Consider the following 22,498-nt stretch of genomic DNA (forward strand, 5'->3'; position numbering starts at 1 on the left):
ACTGCGGGGCGCGCGGCGCGCCGATCGATCGCGAGCGTACCCGCTCGATGGCGCGCTTACGATTCGTGCGGCGTAGGACCATCGTTCGCCGGCATGTTCTGCACGACCAGCATCTGCGGGCTCGACAGCGTGATCCCCGCCGCGCGCAACTGCTTGAGGATCTCGAACAGCAGATCGCTCTTCGTCGAACTCGCGATCCGCGGGCTCGACACGTAACCCGTCACGCTCAGCGTGATCCCGTCCGGCGCGAGCTGGCTGAACGTCACCGACGGCGCCGGCTTGTCGAGAATCGCCGGGTGCTCGCGATACGCATCGAGCAGCAGGTCGCGCACCTGCTCCGGATCGGTGTTCAGCGGGAACGTCAGCACCAGCGTCGCGACGCCCTGCGTGCTGTTGCCCATCGTCACGTTGCGCACGTTCTGCGAGATCAATTGCGAGTTCGGCACGATCACGGTCGAGCGGTCGCTCAGCTGAATTTCGGTCGCGCGCACGTTGATGCGGCGGATGTCGCCTTCGACGCCCGCGATGCTGACCATGTCGCCCACCTTCACCGGGCGCTCGGTCAGCAGGATCAGCCCCGACACGAAGTTCTTCACGATTTCCTGCAGACCGAAACCGATACCCACCGACAACGCACTGACGATCCACGCGAGATTGTTCCACCTGACGCCGAGCAGCCCGAGTGTCATCAGCACGAGCAGCACGTAGCCGACGTTGGTGAACAGCGTGATCAGCGACACGCGCATGCCCGTATCCATGCCGAGCGCGGGCATGAATTCGCCGTCGAGCCAGCGGCGCAGCGAGCGCAGCAGGTAGAACCCGATCGCGAAGCCGATCACGGCGTTCAAGATCCGGTCGGGCATGATGTTCAGGCTCTGCAGCCGCTGGCTGCCGATCATCGCGACCGCGCTGTCGAGCAGATCGCCCGGCGTCGTGCCGAAACCGCCGGTCACCAGCGCGATCGCCGCGATCAGCATCAGCAGGCTCGTGCCGAAGCCGGACAGGACCGTGCGCGCCTGGTCCAGGTGGCGGTCCTCGAGTGCGAACAGGTGCTTGATCTGCTGGCCCGTCGACAGGCTCGACGAGAACAGGCTTTCGCTCGCGTCGCGCGTCAACTGGATCAGGATGTAGGTCGCGCACAGCACGATCTCGAACCACACGAGCTCGTACGTGATGAAGCGCGCGACCGTGATGTAACCGATCAGGAGTGCGATCAACGACGCGACGATCGCGAGCGTGACGCCGGCATGGATCAGCCCGGCGAGCGTCGAGCGCTGCTCCGGTGCCTCGCCTGCCGCCGCGAGGGCGCTGCGTGCACGATTCGCGCGCAGCAGCGACGCGCCGACCGTCAGCGCGACGACGAGCGACACGATGCCGCGACCGAACAGCGTGACCGACAGGCTGGTGTCGACGATCCGGTTGATCGATTCGAGCGTACCGGATACCAGCAGCAGTCCGGCCAGGATGCTGGGGAACGGCTTCATCGCGAGCGCGACGGGATCGGCGAGCGCGGGCAGGCGCCACGACGGATGCTTCGTGCAGAGCAGGGCGCGGCCGAGCCCGGCGATCAGTGCGCAGGTCGCGGCGAGCTTCGCGAACTGGTCCCACAGGTCGGTCAGCGACGGCGTGAGCTCGTAGTGGCGTGCAACGGCGAGGTAGAGGATCTGGATCGCGATGGCCGTCGCGAGGAAGGTCGACAGGGCGGTCGACAGCGCCAGCGCGCTGCGGCGCAAGCGGGTGGGCGGCAGGCGGTTCAGCGCGATCCACGCGAGCCCGCGCTCGATGAGCCGGCGGCCGCCGAGCCAGGCGGCGAATGCGGCGATCAGCAGCACGGTGGTGATCGCCCGCTGCCCCGGCACCCACGACGAGCGCAGCATGTCGAACAGTTCGTCGTCGAAATCCTCGAGCCGCTGGCGATCGTCCGGCGACAGGTGGAACAGCGGCAACCAGAACTGCGCGCTGAAGATGCTGCCCGAACGGAACGCGAGCTGGTTCTTCAGGAGGCTGCGGTGCAGCTTCGCGAACTGCTCGGTCAGGTTCGTGAGGCTCGTCTTCTGGTCGGCGGCCTGTTTCAGCGCGGCGTCGATTTGCGTCTTGCGCGCGTCCAGCGCGGCGCGCTGCTTCGCGACGGCCGGCGCTTCCGGCGCGGCGCCCTCGGCCGGCGCCGGCCCGAGCACGTCGAGCTGCGCCTGAACCTGCGCACGTTGCGGTGTGAGATCGCTCTGCAGTTTCGCGACATCGGTGCTCAGCTCTTGCGCCGAGTCGTCGAGCGCGTCCAGCTCCTTGCTGTTGGACGCGGTCGAAGTCTGCTGCTTGATGCGGTCCAGCTCGGCCTGCATCTGCTTGAGCTGCGCGATGGCGTCGGGCAGGGAAATGGCCGGCGCGGCGGCGCCGACGCCGCTCGCGACGGGCGCGGAGGCTGCCGCCGGAAAGGCCGACGCGGTCGCGATCGCCGCGAACTGCAGCAGCGCGATCAGCGCGATCCGGCGGGCGTACGTGGAAAGTCGTTGTATGGACATGGAATGCTTACGTTTTGCCGACAATGCCGGTTGCCGAAAGGCAGCCGGAAGCCGGTAGTTGGCCCGGTAGCATGTTACCGGGGCGCGGAACGCGTGGTTGTACCGATTGCGTGTCCTCCTTCGCCGCGATTCGGGCGGCGCGCGCCTGCGCGAAACAGCGGGGGAGGCTTGTCCTTGCCGGTCTGCGCGGGGCCCGAGCGGAGGCCAACGGCCGGGGAACGCCGCGCCGACGCGCTTCCCGTATTCGACATACGGTTACGCAATTTACACAATGTCCGGGGGAAAACGGGGCGTCGAACGGCTTCGGCGCCCGCCGCGGCCGTCATGCCGGCTTGCCCATGCGCCGAACGGGCGTGCCGGTACAATGCAGCGATTCGCACGGCGGCGGTTCGGCCGTCCGCCGGAGAACGACGCACAACGCGACACAACACGACACGATCAGGAGACGCGCCCAAGATGGCCTCAACGGACAGCCTTCCGCAGGCACAAGCCCCATCCCCCTCCATCGACCCCGGCTCCATCTCGGCCCGTCTCGACCGCCTGCCGCCGACGCGCAGCGTCTGGAAGCTCGTCGTGCTGCTGAGCCTCGGCTTCTTCTTCGAACTCTACGACCTGCTGTACAGCGGCTACGTCGCGCCGGGCCTCGTGAAAAGCGGCATCCTGTCCGCGACGACGCACGGCCTGTTCGGCACCACGGGCGTCGCGAGCTTCATCGCCGCGCTGTTCTCCGGCCTTTTCATCGGCACGATCGCGTGCGGCTTCCTCGCCGACCGGTTCGGCCGCCGCGCGATCTTCACGTGGTCGCTGCTGTGGTACACGGCCGCGAACGTCGTGATGGCGTTCCAGGACACCGCGACCGGGCTGAACTTCTGGCGCTTCGTCGTCGGCCTCGGGCTCGGCGTCGAGATGGTGACGATCGGCACCTATATCTCCGAACTCGTGCCGAAGCAGATCCGCGGCCGCGCGTTCGCGTGCGAGCAGGCGGTGGGGTTCGTCGCGGTGCCGGTGGTCGCGTTCCTCGCCTACCTGCTGGTGCCGCACGCGCCGCTCGGCCTCGACGGCTGGCGCTGGGTCGTGCTGATCGGCGCGCATGGCGCGCTGTTCGTGTGGTGGATTCGCCGCGAACTGCCGGAAAGCCCGCGCTGGCTCGCGCAGCAGGGCCGGGTCGACGAGGCCGACCGCATCATGCGCGCGCTGGAGGCGAAGGTCGAAGCCGAATACGGGCGACCGTTGCCGCCGCCCGCGCCGGCCGAACCCGTGCCGCCGCGCGGCAGCTTCCGCGACATGTGGGTGCCGCCGTATCGCAGCCGCACGATCATGATGACGATCTTCAACGTGTTCCAGACGGTCGGCTTCTACGGCTTCGCGAACTGGGTGCCGACGCTGCTGATCAAGCAGGGCATCACGATCACGTCGAGTCTGATGTATTCGAGCGTGATCGCGCTCGCGGCGCCGATCGGCCCGCTGATCGGCCTCGTGATCGCCGACCGCTTCGAGCGCAAGTCGGTGATCGTCGCGATGGCGGCGGCGATCGTCGTCTGCGGGCTGCTGTTCAGCCAGACGACGGTGGGGGCGTTCCTGATCGTGCTCGGCATCGGCCTCACGCTCGCGAGCAACATCATGTCGTACAGCTTCCACGCGTACCAGGCCGAGTTGTTCCCGACGTCGATTCGCGCGCGGGCCGTCGGCTTCGTCTATTCGTGGAGCCGCTTCTCGGCGATCTTCTCGTCGTTCGTGATCGCGGCCGTGCTGCGGGGCTTCGGCACGTTCGGCGTGTTCGCGTTCATCGCGGGCGCGATGGTGGTCGTGATGGCTGCAATCGGATGGATGGGGCCGCGCACGAAGGGCATCGCGCTCGAAACCATCTCGAAGTAGTCGGCGCGGTGTGCACGCGTGTCGCATGGTTCGTGCGGCATGCGTGCGATGCGGGCGCGGCCCCGGTTTCCGAGCGCCGGATCGCAAAAAATGCTTCGTCATGCAGATCATAAACAGGGCGACACGCTCGAGCCGGATGAAACCTGCGTGCCTTCGGACGTGTGCCGAAACCGCGCAACACGCCAGCCTGCCACGCAGCGAACACGCAAGCGGAAACGAGTTGAAACAAAGCGTGACGAAGCGCAATTCCCCGTAAAAGCGTGCTTCGGGCCGCGGCCGATTCGCGTATCGACGAGTAAAATAGGGGGCCTGACGACTCATTAGCCGCCATCGGAGTGCCCGCGTTGCATCAGCGAACGGCTCCACCGCGAAGAGGCGTCGGCGCCTGGCGCATGCGATGCGCCGGACGTGTCGATGGCTTGCGCGGAAGATGCGCCGCTCGCAGCAGCACCATGCGGCGGCCGGATCGGCCGATGGCTTCGAACCTATGATTCTTTCCCACCTGGCGCGGCGCTTTGCGCAGCCGCGTTGCCTCAACCGCGCAATCGCCGCATACGTGGGGCTCGCTGCCGCGGTGTCGATTTCCGTTGTCGCCGAACGGCCTGCCTTTGCCGCGTCCGATGCGCCGTCGTCTGCTGTGCAATCCTCGTCTGTCGCGTCGCCTGCTTCGGCGGCCTCTCGCACGCATCCGGCTTCGTCCGCGCATGCGGTGTCGGGTGCATCGGCCGCTGCGCCGACATCCGGGGCGTCACACGCGAATCACGCGAATCACGCGGAATTCGCGAGCGCGGCATCCGGTGCGTCGGCCGCTTCCTCGGCGTCCGCGGCATCGGCGGCATCAGCTGCCGCACCTGCATCGGCCGCATCCGGCACGCCCGCGAGCGAAGCCGAGCCGCCTCCGCCCACGCCGCCGCGCCGGCATCCGCCGTTGTCGGCCGAGGAGGCGCAAAACGTGACGGCGCGCGCGCTCGACATGCGCAAGCGCTTCACGCAGGAAGTCACGCGGCGCCTGAACGTGCCCGCGAGCGAGCAGCGCGCGTACGGCGACCGCCTCCAGAAAGCGCTCGCCGATGCTGATCTCGGCGATCTCGCCGGCGAATACGTCGCGATGGTGGACCGCGCGCCGAACGTGCAGGCGCTGTTCATCTACTTTCGCGCGACACCGGCCAATGCGTGGCTGATGATCGGCGCATCGCCGGTCGGCACCGGGCTGCCGGGCCAGTACGACCATTTCCTGACGCCGCTCGGCGTGTTCCATCACTCGCCCGACACGATGGATTTCCGCGCGGAAGGCACGACGAACGAGAACGGCATTCGCGGCTACGGTCACCGCGACATGCGCATCTATGATTTCGGCTGGGTGGACGGCGAGCGCGGCTGGGGCAAGGGCGGCGTGTCACCGATGCGTTTCCAGATGCATGCGACCGATCCCGACCGGCTCGAAGCGCTGCTCGGCGTTCGGCACTCGAAGGGCTGCGTGCGGATTCCCGCGTCGCTGAACACGTTCCTCGACCAGCACGGGCTGCTCGACGACGACTACCAGGCACGCGTCGAGGCCGGCAAGTCGCTATGGGTGCTGCGTCGCGATCGCGACATCACGCCGATTGCGGGTCGCTATCTGGTCGTGATCGACAGTGCCCGCAAGACCCGCCCGGCCTGGTCGCCGCTGCCGGGACGCGGCGCGTGGTCGAAGCTGCCGAAGGGCGGCGACACGGCGGACTGAGCGCCGGTTCGTCGGGTGCGGGCGGCGTGGAGATGAGAATAAATCCGTTTTATTGAGATATAAGGAAAGCAAACTTTTATTATCCGATCCGGGTTCGTATAGTCGAGTCCAGTTTCGCGGAACCCTGCCGCGCCTGGACCACCACCGACCACACGACCCGCATGAAAACTCTCTACAAGCTCGCTCCGCTCGCGATGCTCGGCGCCTTCGCGACCCATGCCGGTGCGCAAAGCAGCATCACGCTGTACGGTCTCATCTCGGCCGGTGTCGGATTCGCGACGAACCAGGGCGGCAAGAACGCGTGGCAGGCGCTGTCCGGCACGAACCAGAACCCGCGCTGGGGGCTGAAGGGCAAGGAGGATCTCGGGCAGGGGCTGTCCGCGGTGTTCCAGCTCGAGAACGGCTTCAACGTGATGACGGGCACGGCCGCGCAGAACGGCCGCGAGTTCGGGCGCATGGCGTACGTCGGCCTGGCCGACCGCACCTACGGCGCGCTGACGCTCGGCCGCCAGTACGACGCGATCCACGACTACATCGGGCCCGTGATCATCGCGAGCAACGGCGTGAACATCGGCGACAACGACAACGGCTACAACGACATCCGCGTGCAGCATTCGGTGAAGTACGTGAGCCCCGTCTACTACGGGCTGAAGTTCACCGCGCTGTACGGCTTCAGCAATACGACCGGTTTCGCGAACAACAGCGCGTACAGCTTCGGGCTCGGCTATGAGCGTGGCCCGCTGCGCTGGAGCGTGGTTTATGCGCAGTACAACCATCCGTACAGCGCGACGAACCAGGACGGCGCGATCGCGAACGACTATGCGTCGCCGCTGCTGATCTTCAGCAAGAGCGCGATGTCGCCGGCCGCGTACGCGAGCCGGCAGCGGATCGCGGGCACGGGCGGCTTCTACACGATCGGCCGCGCGCAGTTCGCGGCGATGTTCACCGACGTACGCTACGATTACCTCGACAATTCGCACCTGCACCTGCAGAACCTGGGCGTGAACGTCGTCTACACGATGACGCCGCAGCTCTTTCTGGGCGCCGCGTACGCGTTCACGAACGGCAAGTACGACGTGATCGACAAGCGTCCGAAATGGCATCAGGTGAACCTGCAGGCCGACTACTTCCTGTCCAAACGCACCGACGTCGCGCTGACTGTGATCGCGCAGCAGGCGGCCGGCGACGCGGATCATGCGCAGATCTTCGCGTATGCGCGTTCGACCGGCACGCGCCAGATGATGGCGACGCTCGGCGTGCGGCACGTGTTCTGAGCCCCCGACCATGACCCATCCGATCGCATCCCGCCGCACGTTCCTGAAACTGTCCGCCGCGCTGGCCGGCACCGCGCTGCTGCCCGAAACGGGCGCATTCGCGGCTGGCGGCGACGCCGCGCGCCGCACGGTGATCATCGATACCGATCCGGGGCAGGACGACGCCATCGCGATCCTGTTCGCGCTCGGCGCGCAGGACCGGCTCGACGTGCGCGCGCTGACGGCCGTGGCCGGCAATGTGCCGCTCGACCTCACCGAACGCAATGCGCGGATCATCCGCGACTGGGCCGGCCGCACGAACGCGCTGCCGGTGTATGCGGGCTGCCCGCGACCGCTCGTGCGCGAGCTCGTGACGGCCGCGAACGTGCACGGCAAGACGGGGCTGGAAGGCGTCGAACTGCACGCGCCGCGCGCGCCGCTCGCCGCCGGCCACGCGGTGTCGTACCTCGTCGATACGCTGAGCCGCGCGGCGCCGAACAGCGTGACGCTGTGCGCGCTCGGCCCGCTGACGAACATCGCGACCGCGCTGGTCGAAGCGCCGCAGATTCGCGCCGCGCTGCGCGAGATCGTGCTGATGGGCGGTGCGTTCTTCGAGCGCGGCAACATCACGCCGGCCGCCGAGTTCAACGTCTACGTCGATCCGCAGGCGGCCGAAGTCGTATTCGGCAGCGGCGTGCCGATCGTCGTGCTGCCGCGCGACGTCGCGGTGAAGGCGCCGATCACGCCGGCCCGCGTCGCGCCGTTCCGTGCGCTCGGCAACCGCTGCGGCGCGATCGTCGCGGACATCATGGAGGCCGAGCTCGCCTACAACAAGAAGCGGCGCGGCGTTGAAGACGCGCCGATGTACGACCCGACGGCCGTCGGCTATCTCGTCGATCCGACGCTGTTCGGCGGCCGCAAGGTGAACGTGGTGGTCGAGACGACCGGGCAGTGGACGCTTGGCGAGACCGTCGTCGACTGGAACGGGCGCAGCGGCCGTGCGGCGAATGCGACATGGATCAACGAGGTCGATGCGGACCGGTTCTACGCAGCACTCGTCGAACGGATTGCGAAGCTGCCCTGAACATGGGCAGCCACCCGGCGGACCGCGAACGTAATCAGATCTGCTTCGCAATCCATTCACGGCACGCGCGCACGTGCGGGCCGCGATCGTCGGCGGCGAGCGAGATCAGCGAGATCGCACGCGTGACGCGCGGTTTGTCGACGCGCAGCGCGACGAGTTCGGGATCGTGCAGATGCATCGTGTAGAGACTCGGCAGCACGGCGGTCGCGAGGCCGTTGCGCGCGAGCGCGTAGAGCGGCTCGGTGTATTCCATCCGGTACGTGACGTTCAGGCGCAGCTTTTCGGCGCCGCCGGTGCGATGCAGCGATTCGCTGACGCTGCCGCGCACGAATACCGCGAGTTCGCGATCGACCAGCTTCGCCCACGTGACGCTCTTCGCGCGGGCGAGCGGATCGTCGTGCCGCACGACGATCACGATCTCGTCCTCGAACAGCTGCTGGTAGCGCAGCGTGCCGTCGTCGCCGTCGGGTTCGCGCACGCCGATGCCGAGATCCGCGACGCCGTCGCGCACCGCTTCGACGAGCGCGCTGTTCGGCAGATCGGTGAGCGTGAAGCGCAGCGTCGGATGGGTGCCGCGCAGTGCGTTGAGCGCGGGCAGCAGGCGGCCCGCGACCGACGGGATGAACGCGATGCGCACGGTCTGGATGCGTTCGCCGATGAGCCGCGTCATGTCGTCGAAGGTGCCGCGCGCCTGGTTGAGCAGGCGTTCGGCGAGCGGCAGCACGGCTTCGCCGGCGGTGGTGAGCGTGAGCCGGTGCGCGCTGCGGGCGAACAGGCGGCCGCCGAGCAGGAATTCGATCTGGCGGATCGACGCGGTGAGCGCGGGCTGCGTGAGCGACAGCGCCAGCGCGGCCTGCGTGAAGCTGCGCGCATGCGCAAGGACGACGAAGTGCTGGACCTGCCGCAGCGTGAGCGCGGGGAGCAGCGACGAGCGGTCGGACATCGGGTAATAGCGGTCGGGATGCGGTACGCGGCAGTATAAGACCGCGCTGCACGAACCGACACAGGACAATATTCGGAATCACGGGAGAACCACCATGTCAGCGACTGACACGATGCCGGCGCGCACGCCGGCCAACTGGCTCGAACGACGCTTCGCGCTCGCCGCGCGCGGCACGAGCGTGCGCACCGAGACGATCGCGGGCGTCACGTCGTTTCTCGCGGCCGCGTACCTGCTCGTCGTGATCCCGTCGCTGCTCGCGACGGGCGGCATGGAGCGCGGCGCGGCGACGACCGCGACGATCGTCGTGTTCGTGCTGTTCACCACGCTGATGGGGCTCTACGCGAACCTGCCGTTCCTCGTCGGCCCCGGTATCGGCGGCTCGGTGATCATCGGCGTGACGCTCGCGACGACCGAGCACGTCGGCTGGCAGACGGGCCTCGGCATCGCGTGCGTGTCGGGCGTGCTGTTCTTCCTGCTGACGATCCTCGGCGCGCGCGGCGTCGTGGTGCGGCTGATCCCGGTGCAGATCAAGCTCGGGCTCGGTGCGTCGATCGGGCTGTTCGTCACGATGCTCGGGCTGCGCAATGCGGGGATGGTCGTCGCGAACGCGAAGACCAACGCGTTCGCGCTCGGCGACTTCTCGCGGCCGGGCGCGCTGGTCGCGCTGATCGGTCTCGCGGTCGCGATCGTGCTGCAGGCCCGCAAGGTGCCCGGCGCGATCCTGATCGCGATCCTCGTCGCGGCCGCGGCCGGCGTGCCGCTCGGCGTCACGCACCTGCCTGCGTCGTTCATGTCGCTGCCGCACAGCATCGCGCCGATCGCGTTCAAGCTCGATATCGGCAGCGCGTTGAGCCTGGCCGCCGCGCCGTACCTGTTCGCGTTCTTCGCGGCGGAATTCTTCTCGACGCTCGGCACCGCGCTCGCGGTCGGCGCGAAGGCGAACCTGCTCGACGAACAGGGCAACCTGCCGAACATCAACCGGCCGTTCCTCGTCGATTCGCTCGCCGCGACGCTCGGGCCGGTGTTCGGCATTCCCGCGCTGACCGCGCTGATTGAATCGGCGGCCGGCGTCGAGGCGGGCGGCCGCAGCGGGCTGTCGTCGCTGGCCGCGGCCGTGCTGTTCGCCGCGATGCTGCTGTTCGTGCCGGTCGCGCTCGCGATTCCGAAGGAGGCCACCGCGCCGGCGCTGATCCTGATCGGACTGTCGATGTTCGCGACGATCCGCCATACGCATTTCGACGACTTCACCGATGCGCTGCCCGTGATGTCGATGGTGCTGCTCACGCTGATGTCGAACAGCTTCGGCACCGGCATCGCGGGCGGGCTGCTGTGCTACGTGCTCGTCAAGCTGCTGGCCGGCCGCTGGCGCGACGTGTCGTGGGGGCTCGTCGTGCTCGCGATTCCGCTCGGCTATTACTTCTGGACCGTCGTGAAGCCGCACTGAGAGACGGCTTGCGCGACGCATCGCACTACGGAAAAAGAGACTGACATGAAGGGAACACCAGGCAATGTCCCGGCCGCGCGCACGGGCATCGAGATCACGCCCGCGCATCGAGCCTTCTTCCGCGCGCTGCCGAAGGTCGAACTGCATTGCCACCTGCTCGGCGCGGTGCGGCACGACACGTTCGTCGCGCTCGCCGAACGCAGCGGCGCGCCGATCGAGCGCGCGGAGATCGACGGGTTCTACGCGCGCGGCGAGAAACCGGTCGGCGTGCTGCACGTGCTGCGCGCGCTGGATAAATATCTGCTGACGCAACCCGACGACCTGCGGCGGATCGCATACGAATATCTGGAAGACGCGGCCGCGCACAACGTGCGGCATGCTGAATTCTTCTGGAATCCGACGGGAACGGTGCGCGTATCGGGCATCGCGTATCCGGACGCGCAGGCCGCGATCGTGACGGCGATCCGGGACGCCGCACGCGATTTCGGGATCGGCGCGCGCCTGATTCCGAGCATCGACCGTGAGCAGGACCCCGACGAAGCGGTTGCGATCGTCGAATGGATGAAGGCGAATCGCGCGGACGAAGTCGCGGGGCTCGGCATCGACTATCGCGAGAACGACCGGCCGCCTGAACTGTTCTGGAAGGCGTACCGCAACGCGCGCGCGGCCGGCTTCCGCACGACCGCGCATGCGGGCGAGTTCGGAATGCCGTGGCGTAACGTCGAGACGGCCGTCGATCTGCTGCAGGTCGATCGCGTCGATCACGGTTATACGATCGTCGACAACCCCGAGCTGTGCGCGCGCTATGCGGAGCGCGGGATCGTCTTCACCGTCGTGCCGACGAATTCGTACTACCTGCGCACGCTGCCGCCGGAGCAATGGGCGGAACTGCATCCGATGCGCAAGATGCCGGGGCTCGGATTGAAGATCCATCCGAACACCGACGATCCGACGCTGCACAAGGTGAACCCGTCGGAAGCGTGGGAGTTGATGTTCAGCCATTTCGGCTTCACCGTGGCCGACCTGAAGCAGTTCATGCTGAACGGGATCGACGGCGCATGGGTCGACGACGCGACGAAAGCCGCGTGGCGTGCGGCATGGGCGCCGGAGTTCGATGCGCTCGCCGCAACGCTCGCGGCGGGCTGAACGCGTTTCCTGGCTCAGCCCGCCGCCGGCACGATCATCGGAAGAAGCGCAGCCAGTCGAACAGGCCTGAATGCTGCGGCGCGCGCCGCTTCGGCGCTGGCGCGCTGCGTGGCCGGAAATCGGGCGAGAACTGCACATGCGGATCGATTGCCCGCGCGCGCAGCGCCGCATCGTAGAACGACCCGACGATCGGCAGCGCACTGTGCGCGCCCGCGCCCCAGTAGTCGCTGCGCAGCGTCACGCTGCCGTCGTCGAAGCCGACCCACGCGCCGGCCACCAGTTGCGGATGCATCAGGATGAACCAGCCGTCGGTGTTGTCCTGCGTCGTGCCGGTCTTGCCCGCGACGTCGATGCGAATCCCGTAGCGCGAGCGGATGTCCGCGCCGGTCCCGTAATCGACGACGTCGCGCATCGCGTCGACGAGCGTCAGTGCGGCGGGCGCCGACAGCGCGCGTTCCGGCGGCGCGCTGCCGAATGCGGCGAGCACCTTGCCGTCGCGATCCTCGATGCGCGTGATCATCTGCGGCGCGACGTACACGCCGCGATTCGCGATCGTGCCGTACGCGGACACCATCTCTTTCAGCGTGACCGGGCTCGTGCCGAGCGCGAGCGACGGCACCGCGTCGAGCGGGCTGTCGCGCACGCCCATCGCGCGGGCAAGCTGCGCGACCTTCGCCGCGCCTTCCCGCTGCATGACCTGCGCGGTGATGCGGTTGCGCGACAGCGCCAGCCCGTCGCGCAGCGTCATCGGCGCGCCGGTCGGCGGCTCCGCATCGGTCGGCCACCACACGGCGCGGCCGTCGATCGGGATCGCGACGGGGCCGTCGACGAACGTGTCGCTCGGCCGCATGCCGTCCGCGAACGCGGCGCCATAGACGAACGGCTTGAACGTCGAACCCGGCTGACGCCGTGCCTGTACCACATGATCGAACGGCTCGCTGCCGAAATCGGGGCTGCCGACCCACGCACGGATCGCGCCGTTGCGCGGATCGATCGCGACGAAGCCGGCCTGCACCTGCGTCTTGCGCTCGCACAGCGCCCGCACGAATTCGCGATTCGCGCCGAGCTGCTTCAGCGCAACCACGTCGGCGAGCCCGGTGTCGCGGGCCTGCCGATACTCCGGTGTCTGACGCATGAAGCCGCGGAACAGGTCGTTGCGCAGCCCGCAGCCGGACGGCCCGCGCCATGCGCCGTCGGCGATCGCCTGCAGCCGTTCGGTCTGCCGCGTCAGCGCCTGCGTGGCCATGTCCTGCAGCCGCGCATCGAGCGTCGTGCGCACGACGAGGCCGTCGGAGTAGAGATCATAGTTGTTGCGGTCGGCCCACGCGATCAGCCACTTGCGCAGTTGCACCGCGAAATGCGGCGCGAGACCGGGCTGTGACGTCTGCGGTTCGAAGTCGACGCGCAGCGGCTGGCGCTGCAGTTTCGCGAACTGCTGCGGCGACAGCATGCCCATCTGCGCCATCCGGCCGAGCACGACGTTGCGCCGCTGGACCGCGCGTTCCGGATTCAGCACCGGGTTGTAGTAGCTGTTGCCCTTCAGCATCCCGACGAGCGTCGCGCTTTCCGTGAGGTCGAGCTGGTCCGCCGACTTGCCGAAGTAGGTGCGCGCGGCCATTTCGACGCCGTACGCGTTGTACAGGAACGGCACCGTGTTCAGGTAGGTTTCGAGAATCTCGTCCTTGCTGTACACCGCTTCGATCTTGAACGCGGTGATCAGCTCCTTCACCTTGCGCGTGAGCGTCGGCGCGCGGCCGACTTCGTCGGGATACAGGTTGCGCGCCAGCTGCTGCGTGATCGTCGAGCCGCCCTGCCGGTCGCCCGAGAACGTATGCAGGCCGGCCGCGAGCGTGCGGCGCCAGTCGATGCCGTGATGCGCGTAGAAGCGGTGGTCCTCGGTCGCGATCAGCGCATCGATCATGTGCGGCGAGATCTGCTTGAGCGGCACCCATTCGCGGTTTACCGGCCGGAATTCGGCGATCAGCTGGCCGTCGGCCGACAGCACGCGCGCGGGGCGGTCGATGCGCGCCTTGCGGATGTCGCCGATGCTCGGCGTGAACGGAACGAACGCGAGCAGGACGAGCAGACCCAGCACCGGGATCGCGGCAAGCGTCAGCGCGACGCCGCGCCGGGTCGGATGGCGCAGGCGGTGGAGCATGCCCGCGCCCAGCGCGCGGACGCGCGTGCGGCACGCGGCGGCGAGCGGCGTGACACGGGCGCGGCAACGGAGCCACGCGTCTCGGAGAAACGGCACGAAGTGGTTCAAGGCGGCAGGAGCGCGGAGGGAAGACGCGCGATCCTAGCAAACGGAATCCGCGCGCGGGCCGCGGAAACGGCCGTTTGCTTGCAGGATTTACAGACGATTACGTTTGTTGCCCGCCGCCAACCTTTTACCGTGCGCGGGGCCGCGATTCCACCGACGAAACCACGTCCGCGAGCCGCTGCGCGGCCGCTTCCATCTGCGCGCGGCCGAACCCGCCGAAGCCGAGCACGAGCCCGGGGCGCGCGGTGCCGGGCGCGAACATCGGCGACACCGCACGCACCGCGACACCGGCCTGGGCGGCGCGCGCGACCACGTCGAGATCGTCGATGCCTGCCGCGAGCCACAGCACGACGTGCATCCCCTGGTCGCCCGGCTGTACCCATGCGCGCTCGCGCGGCAGCCGCGCGCCGAGCGTGTCGATCAGCGCCGCGCGCTGTTCCGCATAGACGCCGCGCACGCGGCGGATGTGGCGATCGAGATGTCCTTCGGCGATGAACGCGGCGAGCACGTGCTGGTCGGCGGTCGGCGCGTGGCGGTCCATCAGCACGCGCGCGCCGCAGAACGCAGGCACGAGATCGTCGGGCGCGATCACGTAGCCGAGCCGCAGCGACGGAAACAGGATCTTGCTGAAGGTGCCGAGATAGATCACGCGATCGGGCGCGAGGCCCTGCAGCGACGGGAATGGGTAGCCTTCGTAGCGTAGCTCGCTGTCGTAGTCGTCCTCGACGATCCATGCGCGGTGCGTGCGCGCCCATGCCAGCAGCGCATTGCGCCGCGCCATGCTCAGCGGCATGCCGAGCGGGTACTGATGCGACGGCGTGACGAATGCGGCGCGCGCATCGGGCGCGACGCGGATGCCGGCGTCGACGTCGAGGCCGTCGGCGTCGACCGGCACGCGCACCATCGCATCGCGCCGCCCGGTGCTTTCGAGCAGCGCGGTGATGCCGCGATAGGCCGGATTCTCGACCCATGCGCGGTCGTTTGCGCCGAGCAGCACCTGGCTCGCGAGATGCAGCCCCTGCTGCGTGCCGCTCGTGATCACGACCTGGCCGGCATCGCAGCGCACCGAGCGCGACCGGCGCACGTAGTCGGCGATCGCTTCGCGCAGCGGCAGCGCGCCTTGCGGATCGGCATAGCCGGACGGCGCGCCGGCGCCGCGGGCGCGCAGGCGGTTGCCGAGCCGGCGCCAGATGTCGTCGGGCGCGGTGAGGCCGAGCGGCACCGAGATCGCGAACGGCATCGCCGGCAGCGGGCTGAATTCGCGGGCGAGCCGCGCGAAGGCGGCGGCCGGTTCGGGCAGGGCGTGGCGCGCCGGGTCCACGCGCGGCGTGGGCGATTCCGAAGTGTTGCCGGGCGATGGTTCCGCGAGCGCATTCGCGACCCGCGTGCCCGCGCCGCCGCGCGATTCGAGAAAGCCTTCGGCGATGAGCTGCGCGTACGCGTCGACGACGGTGCCGCGCGCCACGTGCAGTGATGCTGCCAGCAGCCGCGTGGAAGGCAGCGTATCGCCGGGCCGGACGTCGCCGCGGCGCACCGCGTCGCGCAGCGCCTGCGCGAGCTGGCGGCTCAGGTCGCCGGCCGCGCGGTCGAGCACGCCGAGCGACGGGATTTCGACGATCCGGGCCGTTCTTGCCATGATTCTGGTCTGCTGAAATTGTTTCAAACCGGCTCTACAGGATAAACCAGTTTGAGATCACAATCGAACCATGACGGGCTAGCACCCTCGCCATTTCCCACCCCGCACGACCGTGGAGCCGACATGTACGTCCCCGCCGATTTCAACGAACCCAACCCCGACGCGCTGCGCGAACTGATCGTGCAGCATCCGTTCGGCAGCCTGATCACGCGCGGCAAGAACGGGCTCGACGCGAACCACATTCCGTTCGAACTGATGCCCGACGACGGCGGGCTCGGCGAACTGCACGCGCACGTCGCGCGGGCGAATCCGGTCTGGCAGGACGTCGCGGACGGCGACGAGGTGCTCGTGATCTTCCGCGCCGGCGACGCATACATCTCGCCGAACTGGTATCCGAGCAAGCACGTCGCGCATCGGCAGGTGCCGACGTGGAACTACCGGGTCGTGCATGCGCACGGCCGCATCACGGTGCGCGACGACGAGAAGTTCGTGCGCGGCGTGGTCGCACGGCTAACGCGTACGCATGAGGCGTCGCAGCCGGTGCCGTGGAAAATGGGCGACGCGCCGCCCGACTACATCGACACGATGCTGCAAGCGATCGTCGGGCTGCAGATCGAGATCACGCGGCTCGTCGGCAAGCGCAAGCTCGGGCAGAACAAGGCCGAGGCCGATATTCGCGGCGCAGGCGAAGCGCTGGTCGCGGACGGGAAGCTCGTGATCGGGGAGGCGATGCTGGCGGAGGCCGACGCGAAGCGCGAATGAGCGCGTGACGCGAGCGGGCGCGGGCCAGTATCGCGCCCGCTCGCCGCCCAGGTCACTGCGTGCGCGTCGCACTCTTCATCCCTTCCCCTGCCTGCGTGAGTGCCCCCCGAATCGCCGCCTCCGTCTTGTCGTACCCGCCTTCGCCATAACGCGTATAGACGATCTTGCCGTTCGCATCGATCAGGTACAGCGCGGGCCAGTACTGATTCCCGTACGCGCGCCACGTGTCGTAGCGGTTGTCCTGCGCGACCGGATAGCGGATATCGAAGCGCCTGATCGCATCGGCGACGTTGCCCGCGTCGCGCTCGAACGGATATTCCGGCGTATGCACGCCGACCACGACGAGCCCCTGGTCGCGATACTTCCGATACCAGTCGTTCACGTACGGGATCGTATGAATGCAGTTGATGCACGAATACGTCCAGAAATCGACGAGCACGACCTTGCCGCGCAACTGGTCGAGCGTCAGCGGCGCGCTGTTGTGCCAGCGGTCGATGCCGGTGAAAGCGGGCGCCGTCATGCCGGCCGGCGATGCCTGCACGCCCGCGTCGTCGCGGGTGCCGGCGAAGGCGGCGAGCCCCGCCGTGGCGGCGAGGGCGATGACGAGGGCGGCGGTCTTGAGGCGGGGCAGCATGGCGTTCTCCTGATCTTTGCGGGCCGCGGCGCGAGGGCGGCGGCCCGACGGGTTTCGACAGGCCCCATTAGGCGGCGCCGACGTATCTGCGATGTGTCCGGCGCGCCGCGCATGTGCAACGTTGTGTGTCGCCACGCTGGCGCGATACATTGGGATACAAACGCGTGCCCGCCGTGCGGTATAACAGCGGACATCGCCCCCGCCCGAACCCCGACACCGATACCGGCAACGACTCATGGACAAGATCGACCACGTGCTGATCGTCGACGACGATCGCGCGATCCGCGAACTGATCGCGGACTACCTGGAGAAGAACGGCATGCGCGTGTCGCTGGCCGCGAACGGCCGCGAGATGCGCAACGCGCTGGATGACGGCGCGCCCGACCTGATCGTCCTCGACCTGATGCTGCCCGGCGAGGACGGCCTGACGCTGTGCCGCGACCTGCGCGCCGGCAAGTTCCGCACGGTGCCGGTGCTGATGCTGACCGCGCGCGGCGAGGAAACCGATCGCATCATCGGCCTCGAGATGGGCGCCGACGACTACCTGGCCAAGCCGTTCGCGGTGCGCGAGCTGCTCGCGCGAATCCGCTCGGTGCTGCGCCGCGCGCGCATGCTGCCGCCCGGCATGCAGGTGACGGAAACGGCCGCACTGCTCGCGTTCGGCGAATGGCAGCTCGATACGACCGGGCGCCATCTGCTGGACACCGAAGGCACGCTGGTCGCGCTGAGCGGTGCCGAATACCGGCTGCTGCGCGTGTTCCTCGACAACCCGCAGCGCGTGCTGACGCGCGACCAGTTGCTCAACCTCACGCAAGGGCGCCAGTCCGACCCGTTCGACCGCTCGATCGACCTGCTCGTGAGCCGGCTGCGCCAGCGCCTGCGCGACGGCGCGCGCGAGCCGCGCTACATCAAGACGCTGCGCAACGAGGGCTACGTGTTCTCGTCGGCCGTGACCGCCGTCGACGGTACGCCATGAGCGCGCGCGCGCCGTGGCACTGGCCGCGTTCGCTGTTCGCGCGGCTCGCGCTGATCCTGTGCGTGGGCCTGGCGCTCGCGCAGACGCTGTCGTTCTGGCTCACCGTGACCGAGCGCGACCAGGCGACCACGAACCTGATGATGGGCTACATCGAACGCGAGGTCGCCAGCTCGGTCGCGCTGCTCGACCATCTGCCGCCCGCCGAGCGCACCGCATGGCTGCCGCGTCTCGCGCGGCGCAGCTATGCGTTCATCCTCGGGCCGGGCCAGACCGGCACGCCGCCGGAAGCGCGGCTGTCGGCGCGCGTCGAGCGCTCGATCTCGGACGGCATCGGCGGCGACTATCCGCTGACCGCGAATTCGATCCCCGGCGACCGCGAACATCTGCAGGTGCATCTGCGGCTGACCGACGGGTCGCCGCTGACGATCGACATCCATCCGATGTCGACGGTGCCGCTGTCGGGCTGGCTGCCGGCCGTGCTCGTGGTGCAGCTCGCGGTGCTGGCCGCGTGCTGCTGGCTCGCGGTGCGGCTCGCGACGCGGCCGCTCAAGCAGCTCGCGCAGGCGGCCGACGCGCTCGGCCCCGACCTGAAGGGCGAGCGGCTGAACGAAGACGGGCCGTCGGAAGTCGCGCGCGCCGCGCGGGCCTTCAACGCGATGCAGGACCGCATCGCGCAGTACATGGCCGAGCGCATGCAGATTCTCGCGTCGATCTCGCACGATCTGCAGACGCCGATCACGCGGATGCGGCTGCGCGTCGACGTGATGGACGACGACACGCAGGGCGCGAAGCTGCGCCAGGACCTGCTCGAGATGGAGCATCTGGTGAAGGAGGGCGTTGCGTATGCGCGCACGCTGCACGGCACCGAGGAAGTCGCGCGTCGCATCGATCTCGATGCGCTGCTCGACAGCATCGTGTACGACTACACGGATGCGGGGCAGGACGTCGCGCTGCACAGCCGCGCGCCGCTCGCGCTCGTCACGCGGCCGAAGGCGCTGCGCCGCATCGTCGGCAACCTGGTCGACAACGCGCTGAAGTTCGCGGGCGCGGCCGAGATCGACGTGCAGGCGGCGCCGGACGGCGGCGCGGTGATCGCGGTGCTCGACCGCGGGCCCGGCATTCCGGACGATCAGCTCGACGCGGTGTTCGAGCCGTTCCGGCGCGTGGAGACGTCGCGTAACCGCGAGACGGGCGGCACGGGGCTCGGGCTTGCGATCGCGAAGCAGCTCGCGCTCGCGATGGGCGGCACGCTCACGCTGAACAACCGGGCCGACGGCGGCGGCCTCGAGGCGAGGCTGACGCTGAGGAACGCGGGATGATGCGACGCGGCGCGCGAGCGTCGCGGTGTCGGGTGCGTGTCGAAGCGTGCGACGTGTGCAACGTGTGCGATGGGTGCTGCGTCACACGCGTTGCAGATGCGCGTCGACGAGCGGCGCGAGCGCTTGCGCATGCACGGCCGCGAGATCGTGTCGGCCGCCCGGCACGACGTGCAACCGCGCATCGGGCAGCCATTCGAGCAGGCGCCGGCCGGCCGCGACCGGGCTGATCGGATCGTCGTCGCCCCACAGCAGCAGCGTCGGCTGCGCGATACGGCCGATGTCCTGCGACAGGTCCGCACGAAACGTCATGAACCAGTCCGGCAACCGCGGGTTCGCTTCGGCGAAACCGGCGCGCCAGTCCTGCGCGCCGAGCCCGGCCATGTCGAGGCCGCCGGACGTGACCGTCAGCACGAGATGCGTGACGAGATCCGGCTTGTCGAGCGCCGCGCGCATCGCGATCACGCCGCCCATCGATTGCGCGATCACGGCGGTCGGCCGGTCGACGGTTGCCAGTACATGACGCACGAGACCGTCGAAATCGTCGACGGCCGGATCGCGCGGCGTGTCGCCGAAGCCCGGGTAGGCGACGATTCGCCGCTCGGCCGGATGCGTGAGCATGCCGGCCAGCGGTTGCCAGAACGCGGTGCTGCCCGATGCGCCGGGCAGGAAGAGTAGTTGCGACGGAACGGGCATGGCGTGTTGATGTTTCCGTAGTTGAGGCGAAGCAGGGTGGCAGGGCGGCGCGAGCGCGTCAGCAGCGGCCCGTGCGCAGCGCGACGGTCCAGTCGTCGCGGCCGCGCGACGCCGCGATGGCGGCGGCCGTATGCCAGTCGTATTCGACCGCATGGAATTCGACGCTCCAGCCGGCGGCGGTGCGCGACACCATCGCGTAGCGGGCGTGCGGCGAGCCCGTCTCGATCCGGTGCGGATGCGGCAGGTCGTCCGCATACGCCTGCAACCCGACGCTGCCCGGATTGACGATCAGCCGGCCGTCGTCGAGCTTCGCGGTACGTGGCACATGCGTGTGGCCGCACAGGATCAGCGAGGCCGCCGTATCGCCCGCGCGCTGCGCGACCTCATCGGGCGTCGCCGCGCGGCAGCCGTCGGGCGTGACCGTTTCGAGGAAATAGACGAGATCGCTGGCGGGCGTGCCGTGCACCATCAGCACGTCGCCGTCGAGCGTCAGGCGTTCGGGTAGCGCGGCGATCCAGGCGCGATGGTCGGCGCGTAGCGTGTCATGCGCCCAGCGATCGGACAGCCGCATCGCGTCGCGATCGAGCGTCAGCAGTTGCCGCTCGTGATTGCCCTTGATGGTCGGCAGGTCGAGCGCGATCAGGCGGTCGGCCGTTTCGGCTGGATGGAGTGCGCCGGACACGATGTCGCCGAGATTGACGATCACGTCGGCGCCGCGGCGGCGGACATCGTCGAGCACCGCGTCGAGCGCGGCGAGGTTGCCGTGGATGTCGGAGAGCGCGGCGATTTTCATGGCGGCAAGTCGATGAGGGGAGTGGCGATTGTCGCCAATTCGGCGCGGGTCGTGCAATCGGGTCGTGCAATCGCTTCACGGCATCGGCACGCGATGCCGCGGCGGGCACGTCAGTCGGTCGCGAGGCGTGCGTACATCGCGAAATCGCCCGGCGTGCCGCGCACCATCTTGTAGGCGCGCAGCAACCCCTCGTAGCGGTAGCCGCACTTTTGCAGCACGCGCGCGGAGCCGGCGTTGCTGGTCAGCACGACCGCCTGCATGCGCATGAAGCCGCCGTGCGTGAACGCCCACGCGGTGACGGCGTCGCACACCGCGCTCGCGATGCCGCGCCCCCAGTGCGACGGCGCAAGGTCGTACGCGATCTCCGCCGAGCGGTTGACGGTGGACACCGTATGCAGCCCGATCGTCCCGGCGAGCGCGCCCGACGCGGTGTCGACGATCGCGAGACGCCGGATCGAATCCGGATCGGTCGATTCGATGTTGTCGAACATCGGCAGCAGATCGTCGGGCGAGCGCAGATTCCAGCTCGTGTGACGGAACACGTCGGGGTTCGACAGGTACGCGTACCACGCGTCGAGATCCGCGCGTTCGAGTTGCCTGAGCGACAGGCCGGGGAAACCGGCGCGGGGCGGCGTGGCGATTTTCATCGAGCCCGGCGCCTACGCGGCATGGCGCCGGTACAGCGCCAGCGAACCGGCGAGCGCGAGCAGCATCGCGCCGCACGTGCGTTCGAGCCACAGCGCGCCCGAGCGCTTCAGCAGCCGCACCGCGCGTGCGCCGAGCAGCGCGTAGCCGAACATCACCGCGCCGTCGAGCAGCGCGAACGTGACCGCGAGCACGACGTACTGCGGCGCGAGCGGCGCCAGCGGATCGAGGAACTGCGGCAGGAACGCGGAGAAGAACAGATAGCCCTTCGGGTTCGTCACCGCGGTCAGGAAGCTTTTCGCGAAGATCGATGCGTTGCGTCCGGAGGCCGTGCCGCGCTGCGCGACCACGACGTCGAGCGCCCCTTTCGACGTCAGCAGCCGGATGCCGACATACGCGAGGTACGCGGCGCCGAGCCACTTCACGACCGAGAACCAGAACGCCGACGCCATCAGCAGCGCGCCGAGGCCGAGCGCGACCGCGACGATCAGCACGAAGTCGGACAGCATCGCGCCCGCGAAACCGAACGCCGCGCGGCGCACGCCGTAGCGCGAGCCGTTGGTCAGCGCGAGCAGCACGGTCGGGCCAGGTGTCGCGATGCCGACGAACGCGACGGCGGCGAAGATCAGCAGGGTCGTTTCATGCATGAAGGAACTCCCGGAGGAAAGCGCGCAGCCGATTATCGTCCGCGTCGCCTCGCGCTGTACAGGCGCGGCAGCCGTGGCTATGGCCGCGCTCCGACTATCTCAATTTTGACAAGAAACTGTTGTCATTATTCCGCTTTGGAACG

Annotated in this window: 18 protein-coding genes; 9 read left to right on the plus strand and 9 right to left on the minus strand. The window is 68.6% G+C overall.

What is annotated here, in order from left to right:
• Positions 1 to 56: 56 nt before the first annotated feature.
• Positions 57 to 2,519 (minus strand): DUF3772 domain-containing protein, encoded by a 2,463-nt coding sequence (locus JMF86_RS16115; protein ID WP_011546926.1) that lies wholly within the window; start codon positions 2,517 to 2,519, stop codon positions 57 to 59.
• A gap of 456 nt (positions 2,520 to 2,975) precedes the next feature.
• On the opposite strand from JMF86_RS16115, the gene JMF86_RS16120 reads away from it, so the two are divergent.
• From JMF86_RS16120 to JMF86_RS16135, 4 genes are all read left to right on the plus strand, one after another.
• Entirely contained in the window at positions 2,976 to 4,394 is a 1,419-nt protein-coding gene (locus JMF86_RS16120; protein WP_011546927.1) for an MFS transporter, read from the plus strand.
• 397 nt (positions 4,395 to 4,791) lie between these two features.
• Positions 4,792 to 6,117 (plus strand): L,D-transpeptidase, encoded by a 1,326-nt coding sequence (locus JMF86_RS16125; RefSeq protein ID WP_011546928.1) that lies wholly within the window; start codon positions 4,792 to 4,794, stop codon positions 6,115 to 6,117.
• 161 nt (positions 6,118 to 6,278) lie between these two features.
• Positions 6,279 to 7,391: a porin gene (locus tag JMF86_RS16130; RefSeq protein ID WP_011546929.1), complete on the plus strand. Its 1,113-nt coding sequence runs from the start codon at positions 6,279 to 6,281 to the stop codon at positions 7,389 to 7,391.
• Between the two features lie 10 nt (positions 7,392 to 7,401).
• On the plus strand, positions 7,402 to 8,454 hold the full coding sequence (locus tag JMF86_RS16135; RefSeq protein WP_011546930.1) for a nucleoside hydrolase: 1,053 nt from the start codon (positions 7,402 to 7,404) through the stop codon (positions 8,452 to 8,454).
• A 34-nt stretch (positions 8,455 to 8,488) separates the two neighbouring features.
• Here the strand turns inward: JMF86_RS16135 and JMF86_RS16140 are convergent, their stop codons facing one another.
• Positions 8,489 to 9,397 carry a LysR family transcriptional regulator gene (locus tag JMF86_RS16140; protein WP_041489350.1) on the minus strand — a complete coding sequence of 303 codons (909 nt, stop codon included), beginning with the start codon at positions 9,395 to 9,397 and terminating at the stop codon, positions 8,489 to 8,491.
• Positions 9,398 to 9,491: 94 nt separating this feature from the next.
• On the opposite strand from JMF86_RS16140, the gene JMF86_RS16145 reads away from it, so the two are divergent.
• Together JMF86_RS16145 and add are read left to right on the plus strand one after the other, a co-directional pair.
• Entirely contained in the window at positions 9,492 to 10,841 is a 1,350-nt protein-coding gene (locus JMF86_RS16145) for an NCS2 family permease (protein WP_011546932.1), read from the plus strand.
• Positions 10,842 to 10,886: 45 nt separating this feature from the next.
• Positions 10,887 to 11,987 (plus strand): adenosine deaminase, encoded by a 1,101-nt coding sequence (add, locus tag JMF86_RS16150; RefSeq protein ID WP_011546933.1) that lies wholly within the window; start codon positions 10,887 to 10,889, stop codon positions 11,985 to 11,987.
• 34 nt (positions 11,988 to 12,021) lie between these two features.
• Here the strand turns inward: add and JMF86_RS16155 are convergent, their stop codons facing one another.
• Both JMF86_RS16155 and JMF86_RS16160 read right to left on the minus strand, forming a co-directional pair.
• The gene (locus JMF86_RS16155) at positions 12,022 to 14,253 is read right to left on the minus strand and encodes a penicillin-binding protein 1A (protein WP_201317073.1); all 2,232 of its coding nucleotides are present in this window, start codon (positions 14,251 to 14,253) and stop codon (positions 12,022 to 12,024) included.
• Positions 14,254 to 14,377: 124 nt separating this feature from the next.
• Positions 14,378 to 15,886 (minus strand): PLP-dependent aminotransferase family protein, encoded by a 1,509-nt coding sequence (locus JMF86_RS16160; RefSeq protein ID WP_011546935.1) that lies wholly within the window; start codon positions 15,884 to 15,886, stop codon positions 14,378 to 14,380.
• A gap of 123 nt (positions 15,887 to 16,009) precedes the next feature.
• Between JMF86_RS16160 and JMF86_RS16165 the strand changes: the two genes are divergently transcribed.
• Positions 16,010 to 16,648, plus strand: a complete 639-nt coding sequence (locus tag JMF86_RS16165; RefSeq protein WP_011546936.1) for an FMN-binding negative transcriptional regulator — start codon at positions 16,010 to 16,012, stop codon at positions 16,646 to 16,648.
• Positions 16,649 to 16,700: 52 nt separating this feature from the next.
• Here JMF86_RS16165 and JMF86_RS16170 read toward each other — a convergent pair whose 3' ends face one another.
• Entirely contained in the window at positions 16,701 to 17,282 is a 582-nt protein-coding gene (locus JMF86_RS16170; protein ID WP_011546937.1) for a thioredoxin family protein, read from the minus strand.
• Between the two features lie 235 nt (positions 17,283 to 17,517).
• Between JMF86_RS16170 and JMF86_RS16175 the strand changes: the two genes are divergently transcribed.
• Both JMF86_RS16175 and JMF86_RS16180 read left to right on the plus strand, forming a co-directional pair.
• Positions 17,518 to 18,258 (plus strand): response regulator, encoded by a 741-nt coding sequence (locus JMF86_RS16175; RefSeq protein WP_006480534.1) that lies wholly within the window; start codon positions 17,518 to 17,520, stop codon positions 18,256 to 18,258.
• A complete protein-coding gene (locus tag JMF86_RS16180; RefSeq protein WP_011546938.1) occupies positions 18,255 to 19,577 on the plus strand; it encodes an ATP-binding protein in 1,323 nt (440 codons plus the stop codon). The genes JMF86_RS16175 and JMF86_RS16180 overlap by 4 nt, the downstream gene beginning before the upstream one ends.
• 81 nt (positions 19,578 to 19,658) lie before the next feature.
• Here JMF86_RS16180 and JMF86_RS16185 read toward each other — a convergent pair whose 3' ends face one another.
• The 4 genes from JMF86_RS16185 to JMF86_RS16200 all read right to left on the minus strand — a co-directional run bounded on the left by JMF86_RS16185 (position 19,659) and on the right by JMF86_RS16200 (position 22,355).
• Positions 19,659 to 20,270 carry an alpha/beta fold hydrolase gene (locus JMF86_RS16185; protein WP_011546939.1) on the minus strand — a complete coding sequence of 204 codons (612 nt, stop codon included), beginning with the start codon at positions 20,268 to 20,270 and terminating at the stop codon, positions 19,659 to 19,661.
• A gap of 58 nt (positions 20,271 to 20,328) precedes the next feature.
• Positions 20,329 to 21,063 (minus strand): metallophosphoesterase, encoded by a 735-nt coding sequence (locus tag JMF86_RS16190; protein ID WP_011546940.1) that lies wholly within the window; start codon positions 21,061 to 21,063, stop codon positions 20,329 to 20,331.
• A gap of 110 nt (positions 21,064 to 21,173) precedes the next feature.
• Entirely contained in the window at positions 21,174 to 21,710 is a 537-nt protein-coding gene (locus JMF86_RS16195; protein ID WP_011546941.1) for a GNAT family N-acetyltransferase, read from the minus strand.
• Positions 21,711 to 21,722: 12 nt separating this feature from the next.
• Positions 21,723 to 22,355, minus strand: a complete 633-nt coding sequence (locus JMF86_RS16200; protein ID WP_011546942.1) for a LysE family translocator — start codon at positions 22,353 to 22,355, stop codon at positions 21,723 to 21,725.
• Between the last annotated feature and the right edge of the window lie 143 nt (positions 22,356 to 22,498).

It is taken from the genome of Burkholderia sp. E168m15 (assembly GCF_016586105.1).
Lineage (GTDB): Bacteria > Pseudomonadota > Gammaproteobacteria > Burkholderiales > Burkholderiaceae > Burkholderia > Burkholderia orbicola.

What these genes read in the sequence shown, in the direction of transcription:
- JMF86_RS16115 (WP_011546926.1), bottom strand. Translation starts at nt 2,519, where the DNA reads ATGTCCATACAACGACTTTCCACGTACGCCCGCCGGATCGCGCTGATC.
- JMF86_RS16120 (WP_011546927.1), top strand. Translation starts at nt 2,976, where the DNA reads ATGGCCTCAACGGACAGCCTTCCGCAGGCACAAGCCCCATCCCCCTCC.
- JMF86_RS16125 (WP_011546928.1), top strand. Translation starts at nt 4,792, where the DNA reads ATGCGCCGGACGTGTCGATGGCTTGCGCGGAAGATGCGCCGCTCGCAG.
- JMF86_RS16130 (WP_011546929.1), top strand. Translation starts at nt 6,279, where the DNA reads ATGAAAACTCTCTACAAGCTCGCTCCGCTCGCGATGCTCGGCGCCTTC.
- JMF86_RS16135 (WP_011546930.1), top strand. Translation starts at nt 7,402, where the DNA reads ATGACCCATCCGATCGCATCCCGCCGCACGTTCCTGAAACTGTCCGCC.
- JMF86_RS16140 (WP_041489350.1), bottom strand. Translation starts at nt 9,397, where the DNA reads ATGTCCGACCGCTCGTCGCTGCTCCCCGCGCTCACGCTGCGGCAGGTC.
- JMF86_RS16145 (WP_011546932.1), top strand. Translation starts at nt 9,492, where the DNA reads ATGTCAGCGACTGACACGATGCCGGCGCGCACGCCGGCCAACTGGCTC.
- add (WP_011546933.1), top strand. Translation starts at nt 10,887, where the DNA reads ATGAAGGGAACACCAGGCAATGTCCCGGCCGCGCGCACGGGCATCGAG.
- JMF86_RS16160 (WP_011546935.1), bottom strand. Translation starts at nt 15,886, where the DNA reads ATGGCAAGAACGGCCCGGATCGTCGAAATCCCGTCGCTCGGCGTGCTC.
- JMF86_RS16165 (WP_011546936.1), top strand. Translation starts at nt 16,010, where the DNA reads ATGTACGTCCCCGCCGATTTCAACGAACCCAACCCCGACGCGCTGCGC.
- JMF86_RS16170 (WP_011546937.1), bottom strand. Translation starts at nt 17,282, where the DNA reads ATGCTGCCCCGCCTCAAGACCGCCGCCCTCGTCATCGCCCTCGCCGCC.
- JMF86_RS16175 (WP_006480534.1), top strand. Translation starts at nt 17,518, where the DNA reads ATGGACAAGATCGACCACGTGCTGATCGTCGACGACGATCGCGCGATC.
- JMF86_RS16180 (WP_011546938.1), top strand. Translation starts at nt 18,255, where the DNA reads ATGAGCGCGCGCGCGCCGTGGCACTGGCCGCGTTCGCTGTTCGCGCGG.
- JMF86_RS16185 (WP_011546939.1), bottom strand. Translation starts at nt 20,270, where the DNA reads ATGCCCGTTCCGTCGCAACTACTCTTCCTGCCCGGCGCATCGGGCAGC.
- JMF86_RS16190 (WP_011546940.1), bottom strand. Translation starts at nt 21,063, where the DNA reads ATGAAAATCGCCGCGCTCTCCGACATCCACGGCAACCTCGCCGCGCTC.
- JMF86_RS16195 (WP_011546941.1), bottom strand. Translation starts at nt 21,710, where the DNA reads ATGAAAATCGCCACGCCGCCCCGCGCCGGTTTCCCCGGCCTGTCGCTC.
- JMF86_RS16200 (WP_011546942.1), bottom strand. Translation starts at nt 22,355, where the DNA reads ATGCATGAAACGACCCTGCTGATCTTCGCCGCCGTCGCGTTCGTCGGC.